This is a genomic window from Ilumatobacter fluminis, from assembly GCF_004364865.1.
Taxonomy (GTDB): Bacteria; Actinomycetota; Acidimicrobiia; order Acidimicrobiales; family Ilumatobacteraceae; genus Ilumatobacter; species Ilumatobacter fluminis.
On sequence record NZ_SOAU01000001.1, the window covers coordinates 2,233,991 to 2,253,016 of the forward strand.

The following is a 19,026-nucleotide window of genomic DNA, read 5'->3' on the forward strand; positions in this document are numbered from 1 at the left end:
ATGAGTGACGCCCGCGACTCCGACCCGTTCGCCGAGATCATCAACCTGCTGGCGGCCCCGGTCGCAGGCGGTATCCGTCAGGTCGAGCAGATGAAGCGTGGTGTCGACGAGATGTGGCGTGCGGTCGACAATCTCAACACGACGATGGAGAGTCTCAACGAGACAGCGACCCGCATCAATGTGCTGCTCGAAGAACTCGAGGAGCCGATCCGGGCGATGATCCCGCAGCTCACCCGCACCATCAAGACCGCCGACGAGATTACCCAGAAGCTCGAGGGCCCCGTTCGGGCAGCGGCGCCCAACATCGAACAGATCGCGCAGACGTTGAGCGCTCCCGGGTTCGCGAACCTGCCGGCGCAGCTGAGCGAGGTGCTCACCTCGGTCGGTGACGTCTCGAAGCGTCTCGCTCCCCTCACCGCCTTCGCCGAGAACGCCGGCGGGCTGTTCGGCGGCCTGCGGCTCCCCGGTATGCCGGGCGCTCCGAAGCCGGCCGATGCTCCGGCCAAGGCGGCGGCGCCGTCACCGGAACCGGCGGACACCAAGCCGGCCGTCAAGAAGCGGGCGGCGAAGAAGGTCAGCACCAAGAAGGCGCCGGCCAAGAAGCGAGCCGCCAAGAAGTCGGCGGCGAAGAAGTCCGCCGCCAAGAAGACCTCGTAACCCGACGAACGGGTTGGGTTCTCGTCAGCGGACGAAGGGCATGTCGACGACGCGGCCGGCGAGACGCTTGCCGCGGACGTCGATCTCGACCTCGCTGTCGACGGCGAGATCGGGGCGGACGTAGGCCATCGCCACCCCGTGTTCGAGCACCGGTGAGTAGTTGCCCGACGTGACGGCACCGACGACGTCGTCACCGACGAGCACGGCGCTCGCCGCCCGGGGTGGACGACGACCCTCGGTCGAGATCCCGACGAGCGCTCGGCTGACGCCTCGCTCGCGTTCTTGTTCGAGCGCCTGCTTGCCGCGGAACGTCGGCTTGTCCCAGCCGACGACCCAGCCGAGACCGGCCTGGAGCGGGGTGATACCGGGGCCGAGCTCGTTGCCGTGCAGCGGCAGACCGGCCTCGAGGCGGAGGGTGTCTCGGGCACCGAGTCCGGCGGGTCGGACGCCCGCATCGGTGATCGCACGCCACAGGTCGGCGGCCGCGTCGACGGGGACGGCGATCTCGAGGCCGGGCTCCCCTGTGTATCCGGTGCCGGCGACGAGGCACGAGGTGCCGTTCCAGTCGCACCGGATCACGCGGAAGCGTCCGACCGCACCGGCCTCGGGCCAGATGTCGGCGACGCGCTGGTTGGCTTCCGGGCCTTGGACGGCGAGCACCGCTCGTGTCTCGGTGACGTCGATGCCTCCGATCGCGTCGACGACCCGCTCGGTGTTCGAGGCATTCGGCATCACGTCGAACGTCTGCTCGTCGTCGGGGTGCCACCAGACGATGATGTCGTCGAGCACCGAACCGTCGGCGTCGTCGAGGAGATGGGTGTACTGGGCCTTGCCCGGAGCCACCTTGCCGAGGTCGTTCGACAGCGCCGCTTGGAGTGCGTCGAACGCCTGCGGTCCGGACACTCGCATCGTGCCGAGGTGCGACACGTCGAACACGACGCTGCCGTTGCGGCAGACCAGGTGCTCGTCGATCGTGCCGGTGTACTCGAGCGGCATCTCCCAGCCGCCGAACGGCACCATCTTGGCGCCGAGTTCGCGATGGACGGCGTCGAGCGGTGACCGCTTCATCGGGTCAGCGTGCGGCGGCGATCGGGCTGTCGTCGAGGCCCTCGTCGCCGAGCGGGACGAGCTGCGAGTCGACCTCGTCCTTGACGCCGGCGAGCGACAGCACGTTCAGGACGCCCTGTCCCTTCTGCAGCACGTCGATCAGTTCGTCGCCCTTGGCGAGCACGACCGAGCTGCCGTTGATCACGAGGTGAGCCGACGAGATGTCGCCCTCGACGTGCTCGCGGAGGTACTCGAAGACCTCACGCACCGACTCGAGCTTGAGGCCCGCATCGAGCAGCGTCTTGATGACGCGCAGTTCGAGCAGGTCGGTGTAGCTGTAGCGACGGCGACTGCCGCTGCCGGCGGCGTCGGACAGCGACGGCCTGATGAGGTCGGTGCGTGCCCAATAGTCGAGCTGTCGATAGGTGATGCCGACGACCTTGGCCGCCTGCGTGCCGCTGAATCCTTCGCTCATGTTCGTGCTGTCTCCGTCTCGTTCGCGGCGCCTGTGCGAGCAGGGCGCCGGTCTGCCCCAACCAGCCCGTCGTTGCACAGCCGTGTAACTACGGACTTGCAACCCTACCGATCGTCGCGCGACGCGTCAACACCCGACCGCGTAGCGCGGTCAACCGGACGCGCACCGGTCAGAGCGGTGAATTGAAGGACGGGCGACGACGGCTCAGGTGGCGAAATCGTCGGGATTGACGTGTTCGATGAAGTCCTTGAACTCGTCGATGATCTCGGCCTCTTCTTCCTCGTCGTCCTCGACGACTTCGGCAGGCTGGCCGGCCTCGTCGAGCAACGCTTCGTTGGCGAAGATCGGGGTGCCCGAGCGCACGGCGAGTGCGACCGCGTCGGACGGCCGAGCCGAGACTGTGTGTTCGTCGTCGCCCAGGGTGTACTGCAGCTCGGCGTAGAACGTGTGCTCACGGACCTCGGTGATGATCACCCGGTCGAGCGTCGCCCCGATCTGGCCGAGCACCGTCACGAACAGATCGTGGGTGAGCGGACGCAGCGGTTCGATGCCTTCGATGGCGGTGTGGATCGACTGCGCCTCGGGCGTACCGATGTAGATCGGCAGGAGCCGGCGGTCGCCGCTCGACTCCTGGAGCAGCATCATCGGGGTGTTGGCCGGGACTTCGATCCGTACTCCCACGAGCTCCAGAGGCGTCATACCGCGAGCGTACCCGCGAAGTCCGAACGCGTCAGCCCGTGTCGGCGCCGATGTCGGTCAGGGGCGGAAATGGTGGCTCAGTGCGTGCTTCGTGAGCGCTGAGCGGAGCTTGCTGCCCAGGGCGTCGAGCTGCCGGAGCTGGCTGAGCGCCTCGGCGCGGGCCTCGGGGTTCCGCTGTCGGAAACGGGGCGTGACGAGCTGCTCGTAGAGCGATGCCTCACGCTCCGCTGCCGTCCGGAACGTGCGCAGGTGGCGGGCATCGACGCCGGCGCGCAGGAACGCACAGGCCGGTGCGGCGATCTCGACCGCGTCGTCGCCGTAGACGGCGACACCGCCGGCGCCTTCCTGGCGCTGCACGATGCCGAAGCTCTCCAGTTGCTCGAGCTCGGCGTCGGTCATGCCGATCATCGCGCACAGCTCCGTCCGGTCGAGCAGGACACCCGGCAACAGCTGGGCCGGTGCCGGTTCGTTCGCATCGTCGTCGGCCTCGGGAGCGTCAGCCGCTGCATCGTCGTGCTCGACGACGTCGGCTGCCGGCTCTGCTCGGGTCGGCTCGGGGGCGGGCTGATGGCGGGCGGCCGGGTGCGACGACACCGCCGACGCCGGCACCTCTGCCGGTGTGGGGTCGGGGTCGGCGTACTCGTCGGCGTCCGAGGACGAGTCGTGAGACGGGCTCGCCGCATCCGGGTCGGGCGGCAGCTGATCGTCGTCGGGTCGGAGGTGCTCGCCCGTCGGATCGATCTCGCCGGTCTCGAGCCGGTTCTTGATGACCCGCAGCGGCAGGAAGTTCTCGCGCTGCTCGGTGAGGATCACGCGCAGCAACTCGACGTCGTCGTCGTAGAACTTCCGGTAGCCCGACGGCGTGCGCTCCGGCGAGATCAGTCCCTGGCTCTCGAGGAAGCGGATCTTGGAGATCGTGACATCGGGGAACTCCTCGAGCAGCAGCCCGAGCACTTCACCGATGGAGAGATAGCCCTCGCCGCTGGTGTCAGCCATCGGCGCGCTCGAAGAAGACCAGGCGGAACTTGCCGACCTGGAGCTCGTCGCCGTGGCGGAGCTGGGCGCGCTCGACGCGTTCCTGGTTGACGTAGGTGCCGTTGAGCGATCCGGAGTCGGCCACCATGTAGCCCTCGGCCGTGCGCTGGATCTCTGCGTGGCGGCGCGAGACCGTGATGTCGTCGAGCATGATCTCGCTCTCGGGGTGACGACCGAGACGGGTCAGATCGGTGTCGAGCGCGTACCGCTCCCCTGCCTGGCCACCGGCCCGGACGATGAGGGTGCCGATGCCGTGCTGGAGTTCGTTGACCGGAACGATGATGTCGTCGTCGGGGCCGGGCGCGTCCTGCAGCGGATCGACGGCGGTCAGGGTGATCGTGCGATCGTCGAGCACGTCGAGCGGTGAACCACAGCTCGAGCAGAAGTTGCTCTCGGGCGGGTTGCGATGCCCGCACTGGTTGCAGAAGGTGTACGACACGTTCAGCCCTCCGTGAGTTCGCGATAGGCAGCGGCGTCCATGAGGGCGTCGAGCGCCGACTCGTCGGCGATGTCGACCTCGATCAGCCAGCCGTCGCCGTAGGGATCTTCGTTGATCAGCCCCGGTGAATCGGCGAGCGCCTCGTTCACGGCGGCGACCGTCCCACCGACGGGGGCGTACATCTCCGACACCGACTTGGTCGATTCGAGTTCGCCGACCGAGTCGCCCGAGGAGACGGTGGCACCGACGTCGGGCAGATCGACGAACACCACGTCGCCCAGCGCATCTTGTGCGAAGTCGGTGACCCCAACCCTCACCCTCGACGACTGGTCGAGACGTCGGGCCCACTCGTGCTCGGCGCTGTAGCGAAGATCCTCGGGGACGTTCATGGCCCGTAACCGTACCGCTTCGGGACCCCTCGCCACGACAGCGACCGGCGGCGAATCGTCACGTTCGCTTGGCGCGCCCGGATGCGATGCTGTCGCGGATCATCGGGATGTACATGACGCCGGTGTAGTAGCTCAGGATCAGCCCCGGAATGCCGAGGACCCACGCCGCCACGGTGAACGCATCGGCGATCGGGATCGAGCTCTGCCCCATCAAGAAGCCGGGTACGGCGAACATCAGCAGGAACGTGGCGGTCTTGCCCCACCAGGTGACGTCGAATCGTTCCATCCCGAAGAACACGGTCGCGATCGCGACCGCACCACCGACGAGGATCTCGCGGAACAGCACGGCGACGCCGAACCAGATCGGCATCGACCCGTCGATCATGATCGCGACGATCGCGACGAGGAACAGGAGCCGGTCGACGGTCGGGTCGAACTTCTTGCCGAACTCGCTCGTCTGGCCGAGGCGCCGGGCGAGGTAGCCGTCGACCCAGTCGGTCGCTCCCAGTGCGCCGAGCAACCAGGCAGCCGCCTGACGGTTCTCCGGGCCGAAGAGCAACCAGACGAACAGCGGGAGGCAGAGCAGGCGCAGCAGGGTGAACAGGTTCGGGATCGTCCACAAGGTGTCGACCTCGCGCACCTCGATCGTGTCGGCCTTCGCGTCGGGGAGTCCCTCGCTCATCGGGTCGAGCCTAGGAGCTGGCCGTCGGTACTGTGAGGCTCATGGCGACGATCTTCACCCGCATCATCGACGGCGAGATTCCCGGCACCTTCGTGTGGCGGGACGATCGGTGCGTGGCGTTCATGTCGATCAACCCGATGGCGACCGGCCACACGCTGGTGGTCCCGATCGAGGAGGTCGACCACTGGGTCGATGCCTCGCCCGAGTTGACGGCGCACCTGTTCGAGGTGACCCGCATCATCGGCGAGGCGCAACGTCGGGCGTTTTCACCCGAACGGGTGGGCGTGATCATCGCCGGCTACGAGGTGCCCCACACCCACATCCACGTCGTGCCCACCAACGAGATGAGTGAACTGTCGTTCGCCAACGCCGCCGCGACCTTCGACCGCGACGAGTTGACCGCCGCCGCAGCGTCGATCCGCCGAGCCCTCCGCGACATGGGCCACACCCCCGCCGAGTAGTCGAGCCCCGGGTCGGGTGTCGTACGGAACGCCGAGGCGCAGCCGAGGTGTGTCGGGAGATCACCCGACCCGGATCGAGTCGCACCGGTTTGCAACACTGGCGGCCATGAGCATGCAGACCGCTGATCCGTCCGCACTGGGGTTCGACGCCGACCGTCTGGCACGGATCGACCGGCACTTCGCCCACTACGTCGACGACGGCCGTCTGCCGGGCTGGCAGGTGGTCGTGAACCGCGGCGGCGAGACCGTCCACGCCTCCACTTATGGCCGCCGCGACGTCGAGGCCGACATCGGCTGGTCGGACGACACGGTCGTGCGGATGTACTCGATGACGAAGCCGATCACCTCGGTCGCCGCGATGATGCTCTACGAGGAGGGCGCATTCGAGCTGAAGGACCCGGTCTCGAAGTTCATCCCGTCGTTCGGTGAGTCGAGGGTGTACCGCAGCGGCAACCACATGAAGCCGGTCACCGAGGGGCTCGCCGAGGAGATGAAGATCTGGCACCTCCTCACCCACACGTCGGGCCTGACCTACGGCTTCCACCATCAGCACGTCACCGACGCGATCTACCGAGCTCGTGGTTTCGAGTGGGGTGCCCCTGACGGCATCGATCTCGCCGAGACCTGCGATCGCTGGGCGGCGATGCCGCTCGCCTTCCAGCCGGGCGCCGAATGGAACTACAGCGTGTCGACCGACGTGCTCGGCCGGGTCGTCGAGGTCGCGTCGGGCATGGCGCTCGACGAGTTCTTCGAGCAGCGGATCTTCCAGCCGCTGAAGATGACCGAGACGGGGTTCGCCCCGACCGACGAGCAGCGTGACCGGTTCGCCCGCCTCTACTCCCCCAACCCCGCCAACGGTCGGGCGGTCATCAGCCCGCTCGAGGCTGCGGCCGGTGCGCGCATGTTCCTGTCGGGCGGTGGTGGTCTGGTCGGCACGGCTGCCGACTATGTCCGCTTCACCCGGTTCCTGCTGAACAAGGGTGAGCTCGACGGCGTGCGCCTGCTCGGGACCCGCACCGTCGACTACATGACCCAGAACCACCTGCCCGGCGGTGTCGACCTCGAGGCGTACGGTCGCCCCCTGTTCGCCGAGACCCAGTTCGACGGTGTCGGGTTCGGTCTGGGCTTCTCGGTGTCGCTCGACCCGGTGGCGAACAAGGTGCTCGGTTCACCCGGCGAGTACGCCTGGGGCGGCGCTGCGAGCACGGCGTTCTGGTGCGACCCGGTCGAGGACATCTCGGTCGTGTTCCTCACCCAGCTCCTCCCGAGCAGCACCCACCCCATCCGCACCCAACTCAAGCAACTCGTCTACCAAGCCCTCGTCGACTGACGGAAGGACGGCGACGCCACCAACGGGTCGGGTGTCGCAGGGAACGGCGACGGAGTCGACAATTCCGGAGATCACCCGACCCGGGTCAGACCGGGGTGACGAGGTGGTCGCCCTTGTTGCGGACGTTGTTCACGTCGGTCGACACCTCGTGCATGGTCAGCAGGTTGTCGGGCGCCGGCACCAGCAGGCTCGCCAGCATGTCGATGTTCTGGTTCGTCGGGTCGAGCCACTGATCCCACATCGCCTTGGGAAGGATGACCGGCATCCGGTTGTGGATCGGCTCCATCGTCGCGTTGGCGCTCGTCGTGATCACGCTGGCGGTGTGGAGCCAGGGAGCGTCCGACCCCTCGGCCTTGTCGCGCCACGCCGACCACAAGCCCGCGACGGCCAGTGGTTCGTCGTCCTGGCGGTGGATGAAGTACGGCCGCTTGGCGAGCTTGCCGGCCTTGGTGACCGGTCCTCCCTCGACGCCGGGCGCCCATTCGTAGAAGCCGTCCATCGGGATGATGCAGCGATGCTTCTTGAACACACCCTTGAACGCCGGCTTCTCGGCGATCGTCTCCGAGCGGGCGTTGATCATCTTCTGGCCGAGCTTGCGTTCCTTCGCCCAGACCGGCAGGAGACCCCACATGAACGCCTGCACCTCGCGTCCGTCCGGCGTGTCGACGACGCCGTAGATGTCGTTCGTGGGCGCGACGTTGAAGTTCTGGCCGAGGGTCTCGACGGCGGTGTCCGCGCCGAAGTAGGCGGCGATCCGTTCAGGCGACGACGACGAGACGAACCGGCCGCACATGATCAGGCCGGATTCGTGGTCGCGTCGTCGACCGGTGCGACCGGAGCGTTCTTGCGCACCGACTCGATGCCGTTGTTGCACGCCTTCTTCGTCGAGTACCCCTGGCTCGTGGCGATCACCTGACCGTTGCCGGCCTTGAGCCGGAAGCGGTACTTGCCGCCCTGGTCCTGGAAGATCTCGAACTTGCCGGCCATGGTGCTCCTCGTGACGGTGGTCGGGCCTGTGGTGCCGTCACCGTAGCAACGCCGATGCGTGGTCCCGGACCACTCGGGCGAGGCGTGCCAGAGTACGGATTCGTGACCCGTCGACCGCTCGCACCGCTGGCCCTGCTCGCCGCGTGTGCCGTCGTCGGATGCGCCGATGACGGGGCGGGTGGCGATGTGCTGCGGGTGCCGGGCGACCACGCCACGATCCAGGCGGCGGTCGACGCCGCTCGCTCGGGTGATGTCGTGCTGATCGACGAGGGCACCTACCACGAGGCGGTGACCGTGGCGACGGACGGCATCACGATCCGCGGTGTCGACCGCAACGCGGTCGTCCTCGACGGTGAGCACGAACTCGTCAACGGCGTATCGGTGCGCAGTGACGGTGTCGCGGTCGAGAACCTCACGGTGCACTCGTACCGACAGAACGGAGTGCTCGTCAACGGGGCGACCGGCGACGATCCGGCCGACGGAGGCGCGTACGGCGCCGGTGACGACGCCCTCGTCGGTTACCGCGTCTCGTACGTGACCACGGCGAACAACGGTCTGTACGGCATCTACGCGTTCGCGTCCCGTGGCGGCCTGATCGAGCACTCGCTCGCGTCGGGCAGCCCCGACTCCGGGATCTATGTCGGCCAGTGCAAGCCGTGCAACGTCGTGATCCGGGACTCGGTGGCCGAGTACAACGCGATCGGCTACTACGGCACCAACGCCAGCGGCGACGTGTACGTGGTCGACAGCGTCTTCCGGCACAATCGTCTCGGGATGGCTCCGAACTCGCAGGACATGGAACTGCTCGCACCCCAGGTCGAGACGGTGCTCGCCGGCAACCTGGTGCACGACAACGACGACCCGGCGGCCCCGGCGATCACGTCCGGCTTCTCCGGCGGCGGCATCGCGATCGGCGGCGGCACGCAGAACCTGGTGCTGCGCAATCGTGTCGAGGGCCACGACGTATACGGCATCGGTCTCGTGCAGCTCAACGGGTTCGACCCGATCGGGAACCGTGTGGAGGGAAACGTGCTGTCCGGCAACGGCGTCGACCTGTACTTCGAGTTCGGCAGCGGCGACGTCGCCACGTACGACAACTGCTTCAGCGGCAACACCTTCGGTACGTCACGGCCATCGTCGATCGAGTCGGTACTCCCCTGCGACGGCGACGCCATCGCGTTCGACGCGACGGAGCTCGACATCGCCGACCCCGCACCCGACGTCGACCACCGGACGATCCCGCTGCCGCTGGCTCAGCCCTCGATGCCGGGCGACGTCATGGCAGTACCGGTAGCGGCAGCTGCGAGCCCCGAGTTGCCCGACCTCACTGCCATCACCGTTCCGGGGGCACCGTGAGACGCTGGCTCGCCGCTGCGACGCTGGTCGTGCTCGCCGCCTGTGGTGGCGATCAGCCCGAGGACCAGATCGAGCTCGACGACGACGAGCGCGAGATCACCGACGACGAGGCGGCGCGGTTGGCCGAGACGCTCGTGACCAACCGCGAGCTCGGCGGTGCCGACTTCCAGATCACCTCCCGGTTGCCGAACGGCGACACGGCCACGCTCGAGGGTGAGGTCGACTGGGCCGACCTGTCGGGTCGGGGGACCGTGACCACCTCGGCCGGCCCGGCGGCGGTCGCCGAGGTGGTCTGGACCGAGACCGACGTCTACGAGCGGATTCCCGATTTGACCGATCTCGCCGCGCAGGTGGGCGACGACATCGACTGGGTGTCGAGGCGACCCGACCCTGACGGTCGTGACATCGACGCCATGATCGAGGTGCTGCTGGGGCTGTCGGCTCAGGACGTCGACAACGCAGTGCTCATCCAGCAGGAACCCGGCACGGCGCATCTCCGCACCGACGAGGTGGCGAGCCAGGGCGTCGCCGTCGACGTGTTCCGGTACGGAACCGGGACGATCCTGTGGCTCGAGCAGGACGGCACCACCATGTGGCGCTTCGAGAGCCTCTCGAACGACCGCCCGCTCGTCGCGGACCTGTTCGCTCACGGTGAGCGCACGATCGAGATCCCCGACGCCGTCCCCGCCGAGTCCGTCGCCGAGCTGTACGACGCCGCCGTCGGCCTCGATCCCTGACGAGGCGCCGAGCAGGCAGGTGTACCCGAGCGCACCTCGTCCGGCTGGACGGGTGCCACGCCGTGCGCGACGATGCGCGCATGGTGGGAACCTCGAGGACGGGAGGCGCTTCGCCGCGCCGCGAGCAACGGCGCCGGCGAGTCGCTGCAACGGCGGTGATCGTCGGAGTGATCATCGGCTCCGGCTGCACCGAGGCCGACGACGCAGCAGAGGTGGCGACCGACACTGCCGGCGACGTGGTGACCGACACGACAACGAACGTCTCAGTGAGCGACGAACCGCCGACCGGCACTGGTGACGACGTCGTGGCCACCACCGATGCGAACACCGTCATCGTCGTCACCCTGCCGCCCTCGACGGAGCCACCGATGGGCTCGCCGGTGACGGACCCACCACCAGTGACCACGGTCGTGAGCGGTCCGCCGGCCGTGGCGGTCGAGGCGATTGCGCTGCTCGACACCGTGCCGATCGGCGACCCCGACCCGGCGCGGCCGCCGTACATCCGCGACGAGTACCAGCCGGGCGGCTGGCCCGATCTCGACGGCGACTGCGTCTCGACCAGGCACCAGGTCCTCGCCGAGCAGTCGGCCGTGGCGGTGACCTGGAGCGCCGACGGCTGCTTCGTCGAGACCGGGCAGTGGACCGACCCGTACTCGGGCGAAGTCCTCACCACCGCTGACGAGGCGACGATCGACCACCTCATCCCGCTCGCCGAAGGCCATCGGGCGGGCGCATGGGCCTGGGACATCGACTCGAAGGTCCGCTTCACGAACGACCTCTCCCCCGGTGCGCTCGTCGTCGTGTCGGGCGCCACCAATCAGAGCAAGGCCGACAAGGCGCCGGATCAATGGATGCCTCCACTCGAGGCGTCGCGCTGCGGGTACGCCATCAACTGGATCGACAAGAAGGCACGCTGGGGACTGACGGTGACCAGGGCCGAGCACGACGCGCTCCGGTTCGTCGTTGCTTCGTGCACCGCAGAAACGGCGCCGAGCGCTCCGTTCTCTCAGCCGGCGAGCGTGAACGTCACCGTGCCCACCACGACGACCACCACCACGATCGTCCCCGTCGCCGGCCCGGCCGAGATCGTGCTCGTCCGGTGCGACCGGTACGACGAGACGGTCACGATCGCCAACCGGGGCGGCCAACCGGGTGACCTGTCGGGCTACCGCCTGCACGACGAGGGCGACAAGCACTCGACCCCGCTCGGACAGTGGGGGCCGCTCCAGCCGGGCGCCACCCTGACGATCGTCACGGGTGATCAGGCGAGCGAGGCCGAGAGCCGTGTCGTCTGGAAACGCCAGAATGTCTGGAACAACGACGGCGACATCGCCCACCTCGTCGGTGCCGGTGGCATCCAGACCATCGGCTGTTAGGCGTTTCGGCCGTCGGGGACGCGGTCACCGGAAAACGACGAAGGCCCCGGCAGTGCTGCCGAGGCCTCCGCTTCGTGTCGGGCTGAGAGGATTTGAACCTCCGGCCCCTTGTCCCCCAGACAAGTGCGCTAACCAAACTGCGCCACAGCCCGTGACGGCGGATCACGCTACCGGATCGCGAGCACAGAATGACAGCCTGAAGGGTCTCGATATCGACCCCCGGTCGGCCGGCAACATCGGCACCGCAGGACGACGCCGACGTTGCCGGGCGGGTCTATTCGATGGCGCCGACGACGTCGACGGCGAGGTGTGTGTCGGCGAACGACACCAGGCAGATCTCGCCCTTCGCCGAGAGCTTTACGATCACCTCGTTGGCGACGACGGCACCGGCCGCATAGTTGAGGCTCGACGCGGTGGGGGCCTTGCCGGCGCAGTCCCAGATGGTGACGTGGCCGGCACCCGCCGGCGCGATCGCCGTCACGTTGACGACGACGCCGGCTGCGTCGGCGGGCACGTCACCTCGACCACCGATCTGGACCCGCACGGTCTTGCCGGCCTGTAGGCGAGCACCGGGGCGGCCCTTGCCGTCGAAGTCGGGCTGGCCCGGCCTCGACTCGAAGAAGCGGGCGGGCACGAGCGATTCGACGTCGGAACCGTCGGGGATCGCCCCGACGACGTCGATCGCGAGGTGGGTGTCGGCGAACGAGGTCAGGCAGATCTCACCCTTGGACGACAGCTTGGCGATGATCTCGTTCGGCACGACCGTGCCCGCTGCGTAGTTGAGGCTCGACGCAGTCGGCGCCTTGCCGGCGCAATCCCACACCGTGACGTGGCCGGGACCCGACGGGTTGATCGCAGTCACGTTGGCGATCACGCCCTTGGCGTCGGACGGGACGTCACCACGGCCTGCGATCTTCACCCGCACGGTCGCACCCGCCTTGACCCGAGCGCCGGGACGACCCTGCCCGTCGAAGTCGGGCTGGCCGGGGCGCGACTCGTAGAACCGCGCCGGGGCGAGCGACTCGACCGGGGAACCACTCGGGATCGCGCCCACCACGTCGACGATCAGATGTGTCTCGGCGAACGACTGGATGCACAACTGGCCCGACGCCGACAGCTTTGCGATGACCTCGTTGGCGATCACGGCGCCGGCGGTGTAGTTGAGGCTCGAGGCCGTCGGTGCCCCACCGATGCAGTCCCACACGGTGACGTGACCGGGACCCGACGGTGCGACGGCGGTGATGTTGGCCACGACGCCCGCCGCTCCCGTCGGCACGTTGCCACGACCGGCGACGTTCAACCGGAGGATCTCGCCGGCGGCGAGACGGCGACCGGGCCTTCCCTGGCCGTCGAAGTCGGGCTGGCCGGGGCGGGTCTCGAGGAAGCGGGCGGGTGCGAACGACTCGATGCTCCGGGTGCGGGACACGTCGAGAAACGTCGCTGCGCCGGCGGTCGAGTTGCCGTTGAGGTGCTTCCCGGCGACCATGACCCGGCCGTCGGCGCCCGGAACGACGTCGTACGACCGGAACGTGCCGAGAGACGAGACGAGGGGCCCGTAGGTCGACACCTTGGTGCCGGACATGGTGTACTCCCCGATGTTGGTGTACTCCGTGCCCAAGATGGCGCCGTCATCGGTGATCCCGATGCCGAGGAACGTGGTGTCGAACCTGATCGCCGACGGTGTCACGACTGAACCGTTCGGGGCCAGGGTCATGATCTGGGCGCGTTGCGAGCCTCGCGTGACGGCGACCCAGTTTCGGGTGACCGGGTCGACGTCGACGAAGACGTACGCCGGGAAACTACCGTTGGTGACGTTCCGGTTGTCGACGTGATGCTCACGCACGACGTCGAACGACGGCGTGATCAAGGTGTAGCGGCCACCGTCGTCACCGAGGCGACCGACCAGGAACTGGCCGGTGTCGGGGTGCCGGTCGATGCTGGCGAAGGTGTCGTTGCTGTTCGGCATCGTGCCCGGCAGGTCGACGCGTGCGCCCGGCGCGAGCGCAGCGCTCACCGGCACGACCGTCGTCTTGTGACCTCCGCTGAGGTTCTCGCACGCATCGGTCGTGGCGAACAGCATCCCGATCGAATAGGCCAGCACGTAGCCGCCGGTCGCCGGGTCGTAGGTGACGTCGTGGCTCCTTGCGTCGCACCGGGCGTCGCCGCTGTTCACACGGTCGAGCGCTGCGGCGGCGCCGACGGCGCCACTCGTCGCGTCGACCGTCTGGCCGTAGACGCGTCCGGTCGTGGGGACCGCTGCCGATCGTGGTCCGAAGCGTTGATAGGTGACGAGATACTCCTGCTCGGTCTCGTTGTACACGGCGTGGAGTTGGAGCCCGGTCGCGTCGAGGCCGCTCGTCGAACCGAAGACGGTGGTGACGATCGGGAACTCGGGCACCCGGACCGTGCCGTCAGCGCGGAAGATCACCGCCGAGATGAGCGCGTTGTTCGAGGCGACGTACAGGAACTCGTCACGATCGGGGTTGTAGGCGCCCGTGGCGTGCCACACCGCCTCGAACGAGGTCGTCGTGACGAACGTGGGTGGGTCGTCGATCGGTTGGATGCCCGCCGAGGCGTTGTCGGCGGCGAGTGAGAGGGTGGCCGTCAAGGCGACGGCCGCCGTGATTCGTCGCAGGAACATCCGGCGACCTTCGCAACCCGCGGTAACAGCGGGGTAACAGCCACCTCAGGCGGACGACCCGGTGGGCTCAGACGAAGATCTCGACGAAGCGCCAGCCGAGATAGACGACGAGGCCGACCACCAAGAGCTTGAAGTGCCACGGGGTGCTCTCGTCGACCGACTCGTCGGCGGCACGGGCCTCGATCTCACCGACCTGACGGCCGCACGTCGGGCACGAGCCGTCGTCGTTCAGCGAAGACGGCGTCAGGTACTTCGAGCAGTCTTCGCACCACGGCACGGCGAGGCACGGTACCGCCGCCGCTCGTGGATTGGTCAATCGCTCTTCTTGCGGATGCGGAGCTTGATCGGCGTCGAGCCGAACTCGAACTCCTCGCGGATGCGCCGCTCCAGGTACCGCACGTGATGTTGCGGGAGCTCACGGTTCACGAAGAGCGTGAACGTCGGCGGATCGGTGGCACCCTGCACCGCGAACAGCACCTTGGCGCCACCGCCGGCGGGTGACTGCTGCTGGGCGTCGGCGATGACCTTGTTGACGTCTTTCGTCGGCACCCGGCGGTGGTACTGGGTGATCGCCTCCTGCAGCCGTGGCCGCAGCTTGTGCACGTTCTTGCCGGTGAGCGCCGAGATCTTGAGCACCGGCACGTCGCCGAGGAAGGCGAGCTTGCGCTTCACGCCGGCCTCGATCTCGATCCGGTGATCGGGATCGTCGATCAGCTCCCACTTGTTGAGCAGGACCACGATCGGGCAACCCGACGCGTCGACGCGTTCGGCGAGGCGCTGGTCCTGACCGGTGACGCCTTCGGTGGCGTCGATCACGAGGAGCGCCACGTCGGCGTCGTCGATCGCGCGCAGGGCACGGACCATCGAGTAGTACTCGGCCGAGTCGTCGATGCGAGACCGGCGGCGCATGCCTGCGGTGTCGACGAAGACGATCGGGCCGTCCTCGGTCTCGACGATCGTGTCGATCGCGTCGCGGGTCGTGCCGGCCATGTCGTGGACGACCGAACGGTCTTCGCCGACCAGCCGGTTGAACAGGGTGCTCTTGCCGACGTTCGGGCGACCGACGATCGCGACACGTGGCGCGTCGGGTGCCTCGATCTCGACGTCGCCCGTCCAGGCGCCCTCGGTCGGCTCGTTGGCGACGGCCTTGTCGCCGAAACGCTCGAGCACGACGTCGAGCAGATCGCCGGCCCGACGGCCGTGCAGTGCGCTGACCGGGATCGCTTCGCCGAGACCGAGCGACAGGAACTGCCAGAGCTGCTCTTCGCGCTGGTTGTTGTCGGCCTTGTTCGCGACGACGATCACCTCGTGGTCGCCACGACGCAGCCAGTTGGCGACCGCCTCGTCCTCCTCGAGGATGCCGACGCTGGCATCGACGACGAACAGCACGAGGTCGGCTTCCTGGACCGCCGCCTCGACCTGCCGGCTGACCTTGTCGTCGAGGTCGCTGCCCCGCGGCATCCAGCCGCCGGTGTCGATCACCCGGAACGGGACACCGAGCCACTCGGCTTCGAGTTCCTTGCGGTCACGGGTGACGCCGGGTCGGTCTTCGACGATGGCCTGCTGCTCGCCGAGCACTCGGTTGAACAGGGTGCTCTTGCCCACGTTGGGGCGACCCACGATGACGAGGGTGGGGAGCTGGGTTTCCATGGCACTCATGATGCCGTCTCCAATGCGGTTCGCAGGGCGATGCCGTCGGTGGCGATGATCTCGACGGGGCGCGGCAGCTCGTCGACGGTGACCCCGTCGAGGAAGCGGCCGTCGTCGGAGAGGCACACGTCGGGCACGAGGTAGCGGTGTCCGACCGGCTGGTCGGACAGGACGCGGGTGAGGTCGGCGCCGGTCATCAAGCCGGTCACGCCGGTGTTGCCGCCGAAGAACTCGTTGGCGACCGGCACGACCCGGACGTCGTCGCGTCCGAGCTCGTCGATCAGTGGGGTGATCACCCTGGCGCCGAACTCGCCGCTCAACACGGCCGTAGGAACCTGCTTGGTCCGTCGGGCACCGAGGGTGACGGGCACCGGCTCGGGCTGCCCCGTGTGGTCGGCGTGGTGATCGCGCTGGCGCAGGCCCGTGTAGGCGGCGGGGTTGGCAGGCAGGTCGACAGCGGCGAAGAAGCCGCTGCGCACGCCGGTCGCCTCCTCTGCCTCGCCGTGGAACTCCGCTTCGAAAGTGCGGGCCATCCCGATGCCGTCCTCGTGCATCGGGAATCCCTCGTAGGTCTCCGCGGCCGGGAACGGGCGGTTCGCCATCAGGTAGTACTCGTCGGCGGCGAACACCATCCGGCGTCCGAGGACGGAATGGAAGATCTGCTGCCACTCGTCGATCAGGTCGACCACCCGGTTGGCCTCGTCGAGGGTGTGGAGGCGCATGGCGTCCTCCTTGTTGAACTTCGACAGGCCGAGCGGGACGACGGCGACCGATTCGAGTTCGGGGAACCGATCGAGGACGCCGGCGAGAGTGTCGTCGAGCACGTCACCGTCGTTCAGTCCGGGGCAGACGACGATCTGGCCGCGCACCTGGATGCCGTGATCGAGCAGCGCCCGCAACCAACGCAGGCTCATCGCCCCGCGCTGGTTCTTGAGCATCCGGTTGCGGACGTCGGGATCGGTGGCGTGGATCGACACGTGGAGCGGCGACAACCGCTCGGTGACGACCCGCTCGAGATCCGATTCGGTGAAGCGGGTCAGTGTCGTGAAGTTGCCGTACAGGAACGAGAGTCGGTAGTCGTCGTCCTTCAGATACAGGCTGCGGCGCATGCCCTTCGGCAACTGGTAGATGAAGCAGAACTCGCAGTGATTGTCGCAGGTGCGAACCCGATCGAACACGGCGGACTGCACCTCGACCCCCAGCGGTTCGCCCTCACGCTTGTCGACGACGAGATCGACTTCGATCCCGTGGCGCATCACCTCGAGGGCGGGGTCGGCGACGTCGGTCGCCATCTGCCACTCGATCACGTCGCGCGGTGCGATGCCGTCGACGCGCGCGATCTCGTCGCCGGGCTGGAGCCCGGCGCGAGCGGCCGGAGAATCGGGCGCGATCGAGACGACGACAGGTGCGGACATGGCTGTACCAGGCTACGAGCCGACGGGTCGGACACCTCCCGCCGCCGTGTGAGCCCGTCCGGCGACCCGTGCTCGGTACGCTGACCGGCACGATGAATGTCGACCGGGTACTGCTGGCCGAGCCGAGGGGCTTCTGCGCCGGCGTCGAGATGGCGATCAAGGCCTTGGCGTGGATGGTTCGCACGTTCGAACCGCCCGTGTACTGCTACCACGAGATCGTCCACAACAAGATCGTGGTGGAGCGCTTCGAGCGCCAGGGCGTCGTCTTCGTCGACGACATCGCCGAGGTGCCCGAGGGACGCCCGATCATGCTGTCGGCCCACGGTTCTGCGCCCGAAGTCGTGTCGGCCGCCGCCGAGCGCGGCAGCTTCGTCGTCGACTCGGTGTGCCCGCTGGTGACCAAGGTGCACCACGAGGTGAAGGTCCGTTCCGGCAAGGGCTACCGCATCGTCTACGTCGGCCACGACGGACATGAGGAAGCGGTCGGCACGATGGCGGTCGCCCCCGACTCGATCAACCGGGTCGAGAGCGTGGCCGAGGTCGACGCCCTGCCCGAGTTCGACCAGCCGGTCGCCCTGCTCGCCCAGACCACCCTCTCCCACCGCGACTGGGAAGGTGTCGCCGTGCGGGTGCGCGAGCGATTCCCCGACGTCTGGACGCCCGGGCGCTCCGACCTCTGCTTCGCCACCACCAATCGACAGTCGTCGCTGCTGGCGATGGCCCCCGAGTGCGACGCGATCGTCGTGATCGGGTCGTCGAACTCGTCGAACACCCGGGCGCTCGAGAAGCTGGCCCGTGAGGCCGGGTGCGAGCGCGTGTACCGCATCAACGTCGCCGATCAGGTGCCCGACGATCTCGAGGGCATCGTCGGCGTGACCGCCGGCGCGTCGGCCCCGGAGGAACTCGTCGAGGCCGTGTTGGCCCGGCTGGCCCCGCAGAACGGCATCGACGTCGTCTCGATCACTGACGAGGACGAGTACTTCCCGCCGCCACGGGCGATCCGGGAGCTCCAGGGCTCGATCGAGATGGCCAGCACGGCCCTGCTCGGCGGTGCGCTGCTCGAGCGGCCGGCGATGGACGATCGCAGCCTCCCGGCGAGCGACGTGCTCGCCGCCCTCACCGAATAGTCATCCCCGAGTCATCACCCTGCGGTCGTCCGCCGCGCCCCCACGAGAAAGAATCACCGTGCTCTCCCCCACCGCTGAGACCATCCGCCTGTTCCTGCACGTCATCGCCGCATCCGTCTGGGTCGGCGGGCAGGTCGTGATGGTGGGGCTCGTGCCCCAGATCCGCAAGACGAACCCCGACGCCGTCAAGGCGATCGCCAATGGCTTCGGCAAGATCGCCTGGCCGGCGTTCGTCGTCGCCGTGGTGACCGGCATCTGGAACATGTTCGAGGTCGACGCCGGCGGCTGGGCCGCCTACCAGGTCACCCTCGGCGTGAAGATCATGCTCGTGGCCACGTCGGGCGTGGCCGTCGCCGTCCACCAGTTCGGCCGCTCCAAGGTGGCGCTCGCCGTCGGTGGCGCCGTCGGCTTCCTCGCCGCCCTCGCCGCCATGTACGTCGGCTTCATCCTCACCACCGGCCGCTGACACCCCAAAACGCCGAATGCGTGAACAAACTGCGGAACTATTCCGCAGTTTGTTCAC

The 19,026-nt window shown here is 68.1% G+C and carries 21 protein-coding genes and 1 tRNA gene; 8 read left to right on the plus strand and 14 right to left on the minus strand.

The window, feature by feature from the left end:
* Complete coding sequence (locus tag BDK89_RS22125; protein WP_133868839.1) at positions 1-657, plus strand: hypothetical protein; 657 nt, start codon at positions 1-3, stop codon at positions 655-657.
* A 24-nt stretch (positions 658-681) separates the two neighbouring features.
* On the opposite strand, the gene gcvT is transcribed toward BDK89_RS22125, so the two are convergent.
* The 7 genes from gcvT to BDK89_RS10175 form a co-directional block, all read right to left on the minus strand.
* Complete coding sequence (gcvT, locus tag BDK89_RS10145) at positions 682-1,725, minus strand: glycine cleavage system aminomethyltransferase GcvT (protein WP_133868840.1); 1,044 nt, start codon at positions 1,723-1,725, stop codon at positions 682-684.
* Positions 1,726-1,729: 4 nt separating this feature from the next.
* Positions 1,730-2,179 (minus strand): MerR family transcriptional regulator, encoded by a 450-nt coding sequence (locus BDK89_RS10150; protein ID WP_133868841.1) that lies wholly within the window; start codon positions 2,177-2,179, stop codon positions 1,730-1,732.
* Positions 2,180-2,383: 204 nt separating this feature from the next.
* Positions 2,384-2,878: a bifunctional nuclease family protein gene (locus tag BDK89_RS10155; RefSeq protein WP_133868842.1), complete on the minus strand. Its 495-nt coding sequence runs from the start codon at positions 2,876-2,878 to the stop codon at positions 2,384-2,386.
* A 57-nt stretch (positions 2,879-2,935) separates the two neighbouring features.
* The gene (locus BDK89_RS22130; protein ID WP_208294026.1) at positions 2,936-3,874 is read right to left on the minus strand and encodes a MerR family transcriptional regulator; all 939 of its coding nucleotides are present in this window, start codon (positions 3,872-3,874) and stop codon (positions 2,936-2,938) included.
* Entirely contained in the window at positions 3,867-4,352 is a 486-nt protein-coding gene (locus BDK89_RS10165; RefSeq protein WP_133868843.1) for an FHA domain-containing protein, read from the minus strand. The genes BDK89_RS22130 and BDK89_RS10165 overlap by 8 nt, the downstream gene beginning before the upstream one ends.
* A gap of 2 nt (positions 4,353-4,354) precedes the next feature.
* Positions 4,355-4,741 carry a glycine cleavage system protein GcvH gene (gene gcvH, locus BDK89_RS10170; protein WP_133868844.1) on the minus strand — a complete coding sequence of 129 codons (387 nt, stop codon included), beginning with the start codon at positions 4,739-4,741 and terminating at the stop codon, positions 4,355-4,357.
* Positions 4,742-4,799: 58 nt separating this feature from the next.
* Positions 4,800-5,423: a CDP-alcohol phosphatidyltransferase family protein gene (locus BDK89_RS10175; RefSeq protein WP_133868845.1), complete on the minus strand. Its 624-nt coding sequence runs from the start codon at positions 5,421-5,423 to the stop codon at positions 4,800-4,802.
* A 41-nt stretch (positions 5,424-5,464) separates the two neighbouring features.
* On the opposite strand from BDK89_RS10175, the gene BDK89_RS10180 reads away from it, so the two are divergent.
* Together BDK89_RS10180 and BDK89_RS10185 are read left to right on the plus strand one after the other, a co-directional pair.
* Complete coding sequence (locus tag BDK89_RS10180) at positions 5,465-5,884, plus strand: HIT family protein (protein WP_133868846.1); 420 nt, start codon at positions 5,465-5,467, stop codon at positions 5,882-5,884.
* Between the two features lie 106 nt (positions 5,885-5,990).
* Positions 5,991-7,214 (plus strand): serine hydrolase domain-containing protein, encoded by a 1,224-nt coding sequence (locus tag BDK89_RS10185; RefSeq protein WP_133868847.1) that lies wholly within the window; start codon positions 5,991-5,993, stop codon positions 7,212-7,214.
* Positions 7,215-7,299: 85 nt separating this feature from the next.
* Here the strand turns inward: BDK89_RS10185 and BDK89_RS10190 are convergent, their stop codons facing one another.
* Both BDK89_RS10190 and BDK89_RS10195 read right to left on the minus strand, forming a co-directional pair.
* Entirely contained in the window at positions 7,300-8,088 is a 789-nt protein-coding gene (locus BDK89_RS10190; protein WP_133868848.1) for an SOS response-associated peptidase, read from the minus strand.
* Positions 8,010-8,201, minus strand: coding sequence for a YegP family protein (locus BDK89_RS10195; RefSeq protein ID WP_133868849.1), 192 nt, complete (start codon positions 8,199-8,201; stop codon positions 8,010-8,012). Before BDK89_RS10195 ends, BDK89_RS10190 begins: the two co-directional genes overlap by 79 nt.
* A 102-nt stretch (positions 8,202-8,303) precedes the next feature.
* Here BDK89_RS10195 and BDK89_RS10200 point away from each other — a divergent pair, with 102 nt between their 5' ends.
* The 3 genes from BDK89_RS10200 (at position 8,304) to BDK89_RS10210 (ending at position 11,670) form a co-directional block, all read left to right on the plus strand.
* Positions 8,304-9,557 carry a right-handed parallel beta-helix repeat-containing protein gene (locus BDK89_RS10200; protein WP_133868850.1) on the plus strand — a complete coding sequence of 418 codons (1,254 nt, stop codon included), beginning with the start codon at positions 8,304-8,306 and terminating at the stop codon, positions 9,555-9,557.
* Positions 9,554-10,294 carry a hypothetical protein gene (locus tag BDK89_RS10205; protein ID WP_133868851.1) on the plus strand — a complete coding sequence of 247 codons (741 nt, stop codon included), beginning with the start codon at positions 9,554-9,556 and terminating at the stop codon, positions 10,292-10,294. Before BDK89_RS10200 ends, BDK89_RS10205 begins: the two co-directional genes overlap by 4 nt.
* Positions 10,295-10,449: 155 nt before the next feature.
* Entirely contained in the window at positions 10,450-11,670 is a 1,221-nt protein-coding gene (locus tag BDK89_RS10210) for a lamin tail domain-containing protein (protein WP_166657505.1), read from the plus strand.
* A gap of 77 nt (positions 11,671-11,747) precedes the next feature.
* Here the strand turns inward: BDK89_RS10210 and BDK89_RS10215 are convergent.
* The 5 genes from BDK89_RS10215 to BDK89_RS10235 form a co-directional block, all read right to left on the minus strand.
* Positions 11,748-11,822: transfer RNA gene (locus tag BDK89_RS10215), tRNA-Pro, on the minus strand.
* A gap of 122 nt (positions 11,823-11,944) precedes the next feature.
* Positions 11,945-14,311, minus strand: coding sequence for a hypothetical protein (locus BDK89_RS10220; RefSeq protein WP_133868853.1), 2,367 nt, complete (start codon positions 14,309-14,311; stop codon positions 11,945-11,947).
* A gap of 67 nt (positions 14,312-14,378) precedes the next feature.
* Positions 14,379-14,588, minus strand: coding sequence for a hypothetical protein (locus BDK89_RS10225; RefSeq protein WP_133868854.1), 210 nt, complete (start codon positions 14,586-14,588; stop codon positions 14,379-14,381).
* A gap of 35 nt (positions 14,589-14,623) precedes the next feature.
* Positions 14,624-15,961, minus strand: coding sequence for a ribosome biogenesis GTPase Der (gene der / locus BDK89_RS10230; RefSeq protein ID WP_243839139.1), 1,338 nt, complete (start codon positions 15,959-15,961; stop codon positions 14,624-14,626).
* A 5-nt stretch (positions 15,962-15,966) separates the two neighbouring features.
* Complete coding sequence (locus tag BDK89_RS10235) at positions 15,967-17,376, minus strand: DUF512 domain-containing protein (RefSeq protein WP_133868856.1); 1,410 nt, start codon at positions 17,374-17,376, stop codon at positions 15,967-15,969.
* Positions 17,377-17,468: 92 nt separating this feature from the next.
* On the opposite strand from BDK89_RS10235, the gene ispH reads away from it, so the two are divergent.
* Both ispH and BDK89_RS10245 read left to right on the plus strand, forming a co-directional pair.
* Positions 17,469-18,503, plus strand: a complete 1,035-nt coding sequence (gene ispH / locus BDK89_RS10240; protein WP_133868857.1) for a 4-hydroxy-3-methylbut-2-enyl diphosphate reductase — start codon at positions 17,469-17,471, stop codon at positions 18,501-18,503.
* Positions 18,504-18,561: 58 nt separating this feature from the next.
* Entirely contained in the window at positions 18,562-18,969 is a 408-nt protein-coding gene (locus BDK89_RS10245; RefSeq protein ID WP_133868858.1) for a hypothetical protein, read from the plus strand.
* The last annotated feature ends 57 nt before the right edge of the window (positions 18,970-19,026 follow it).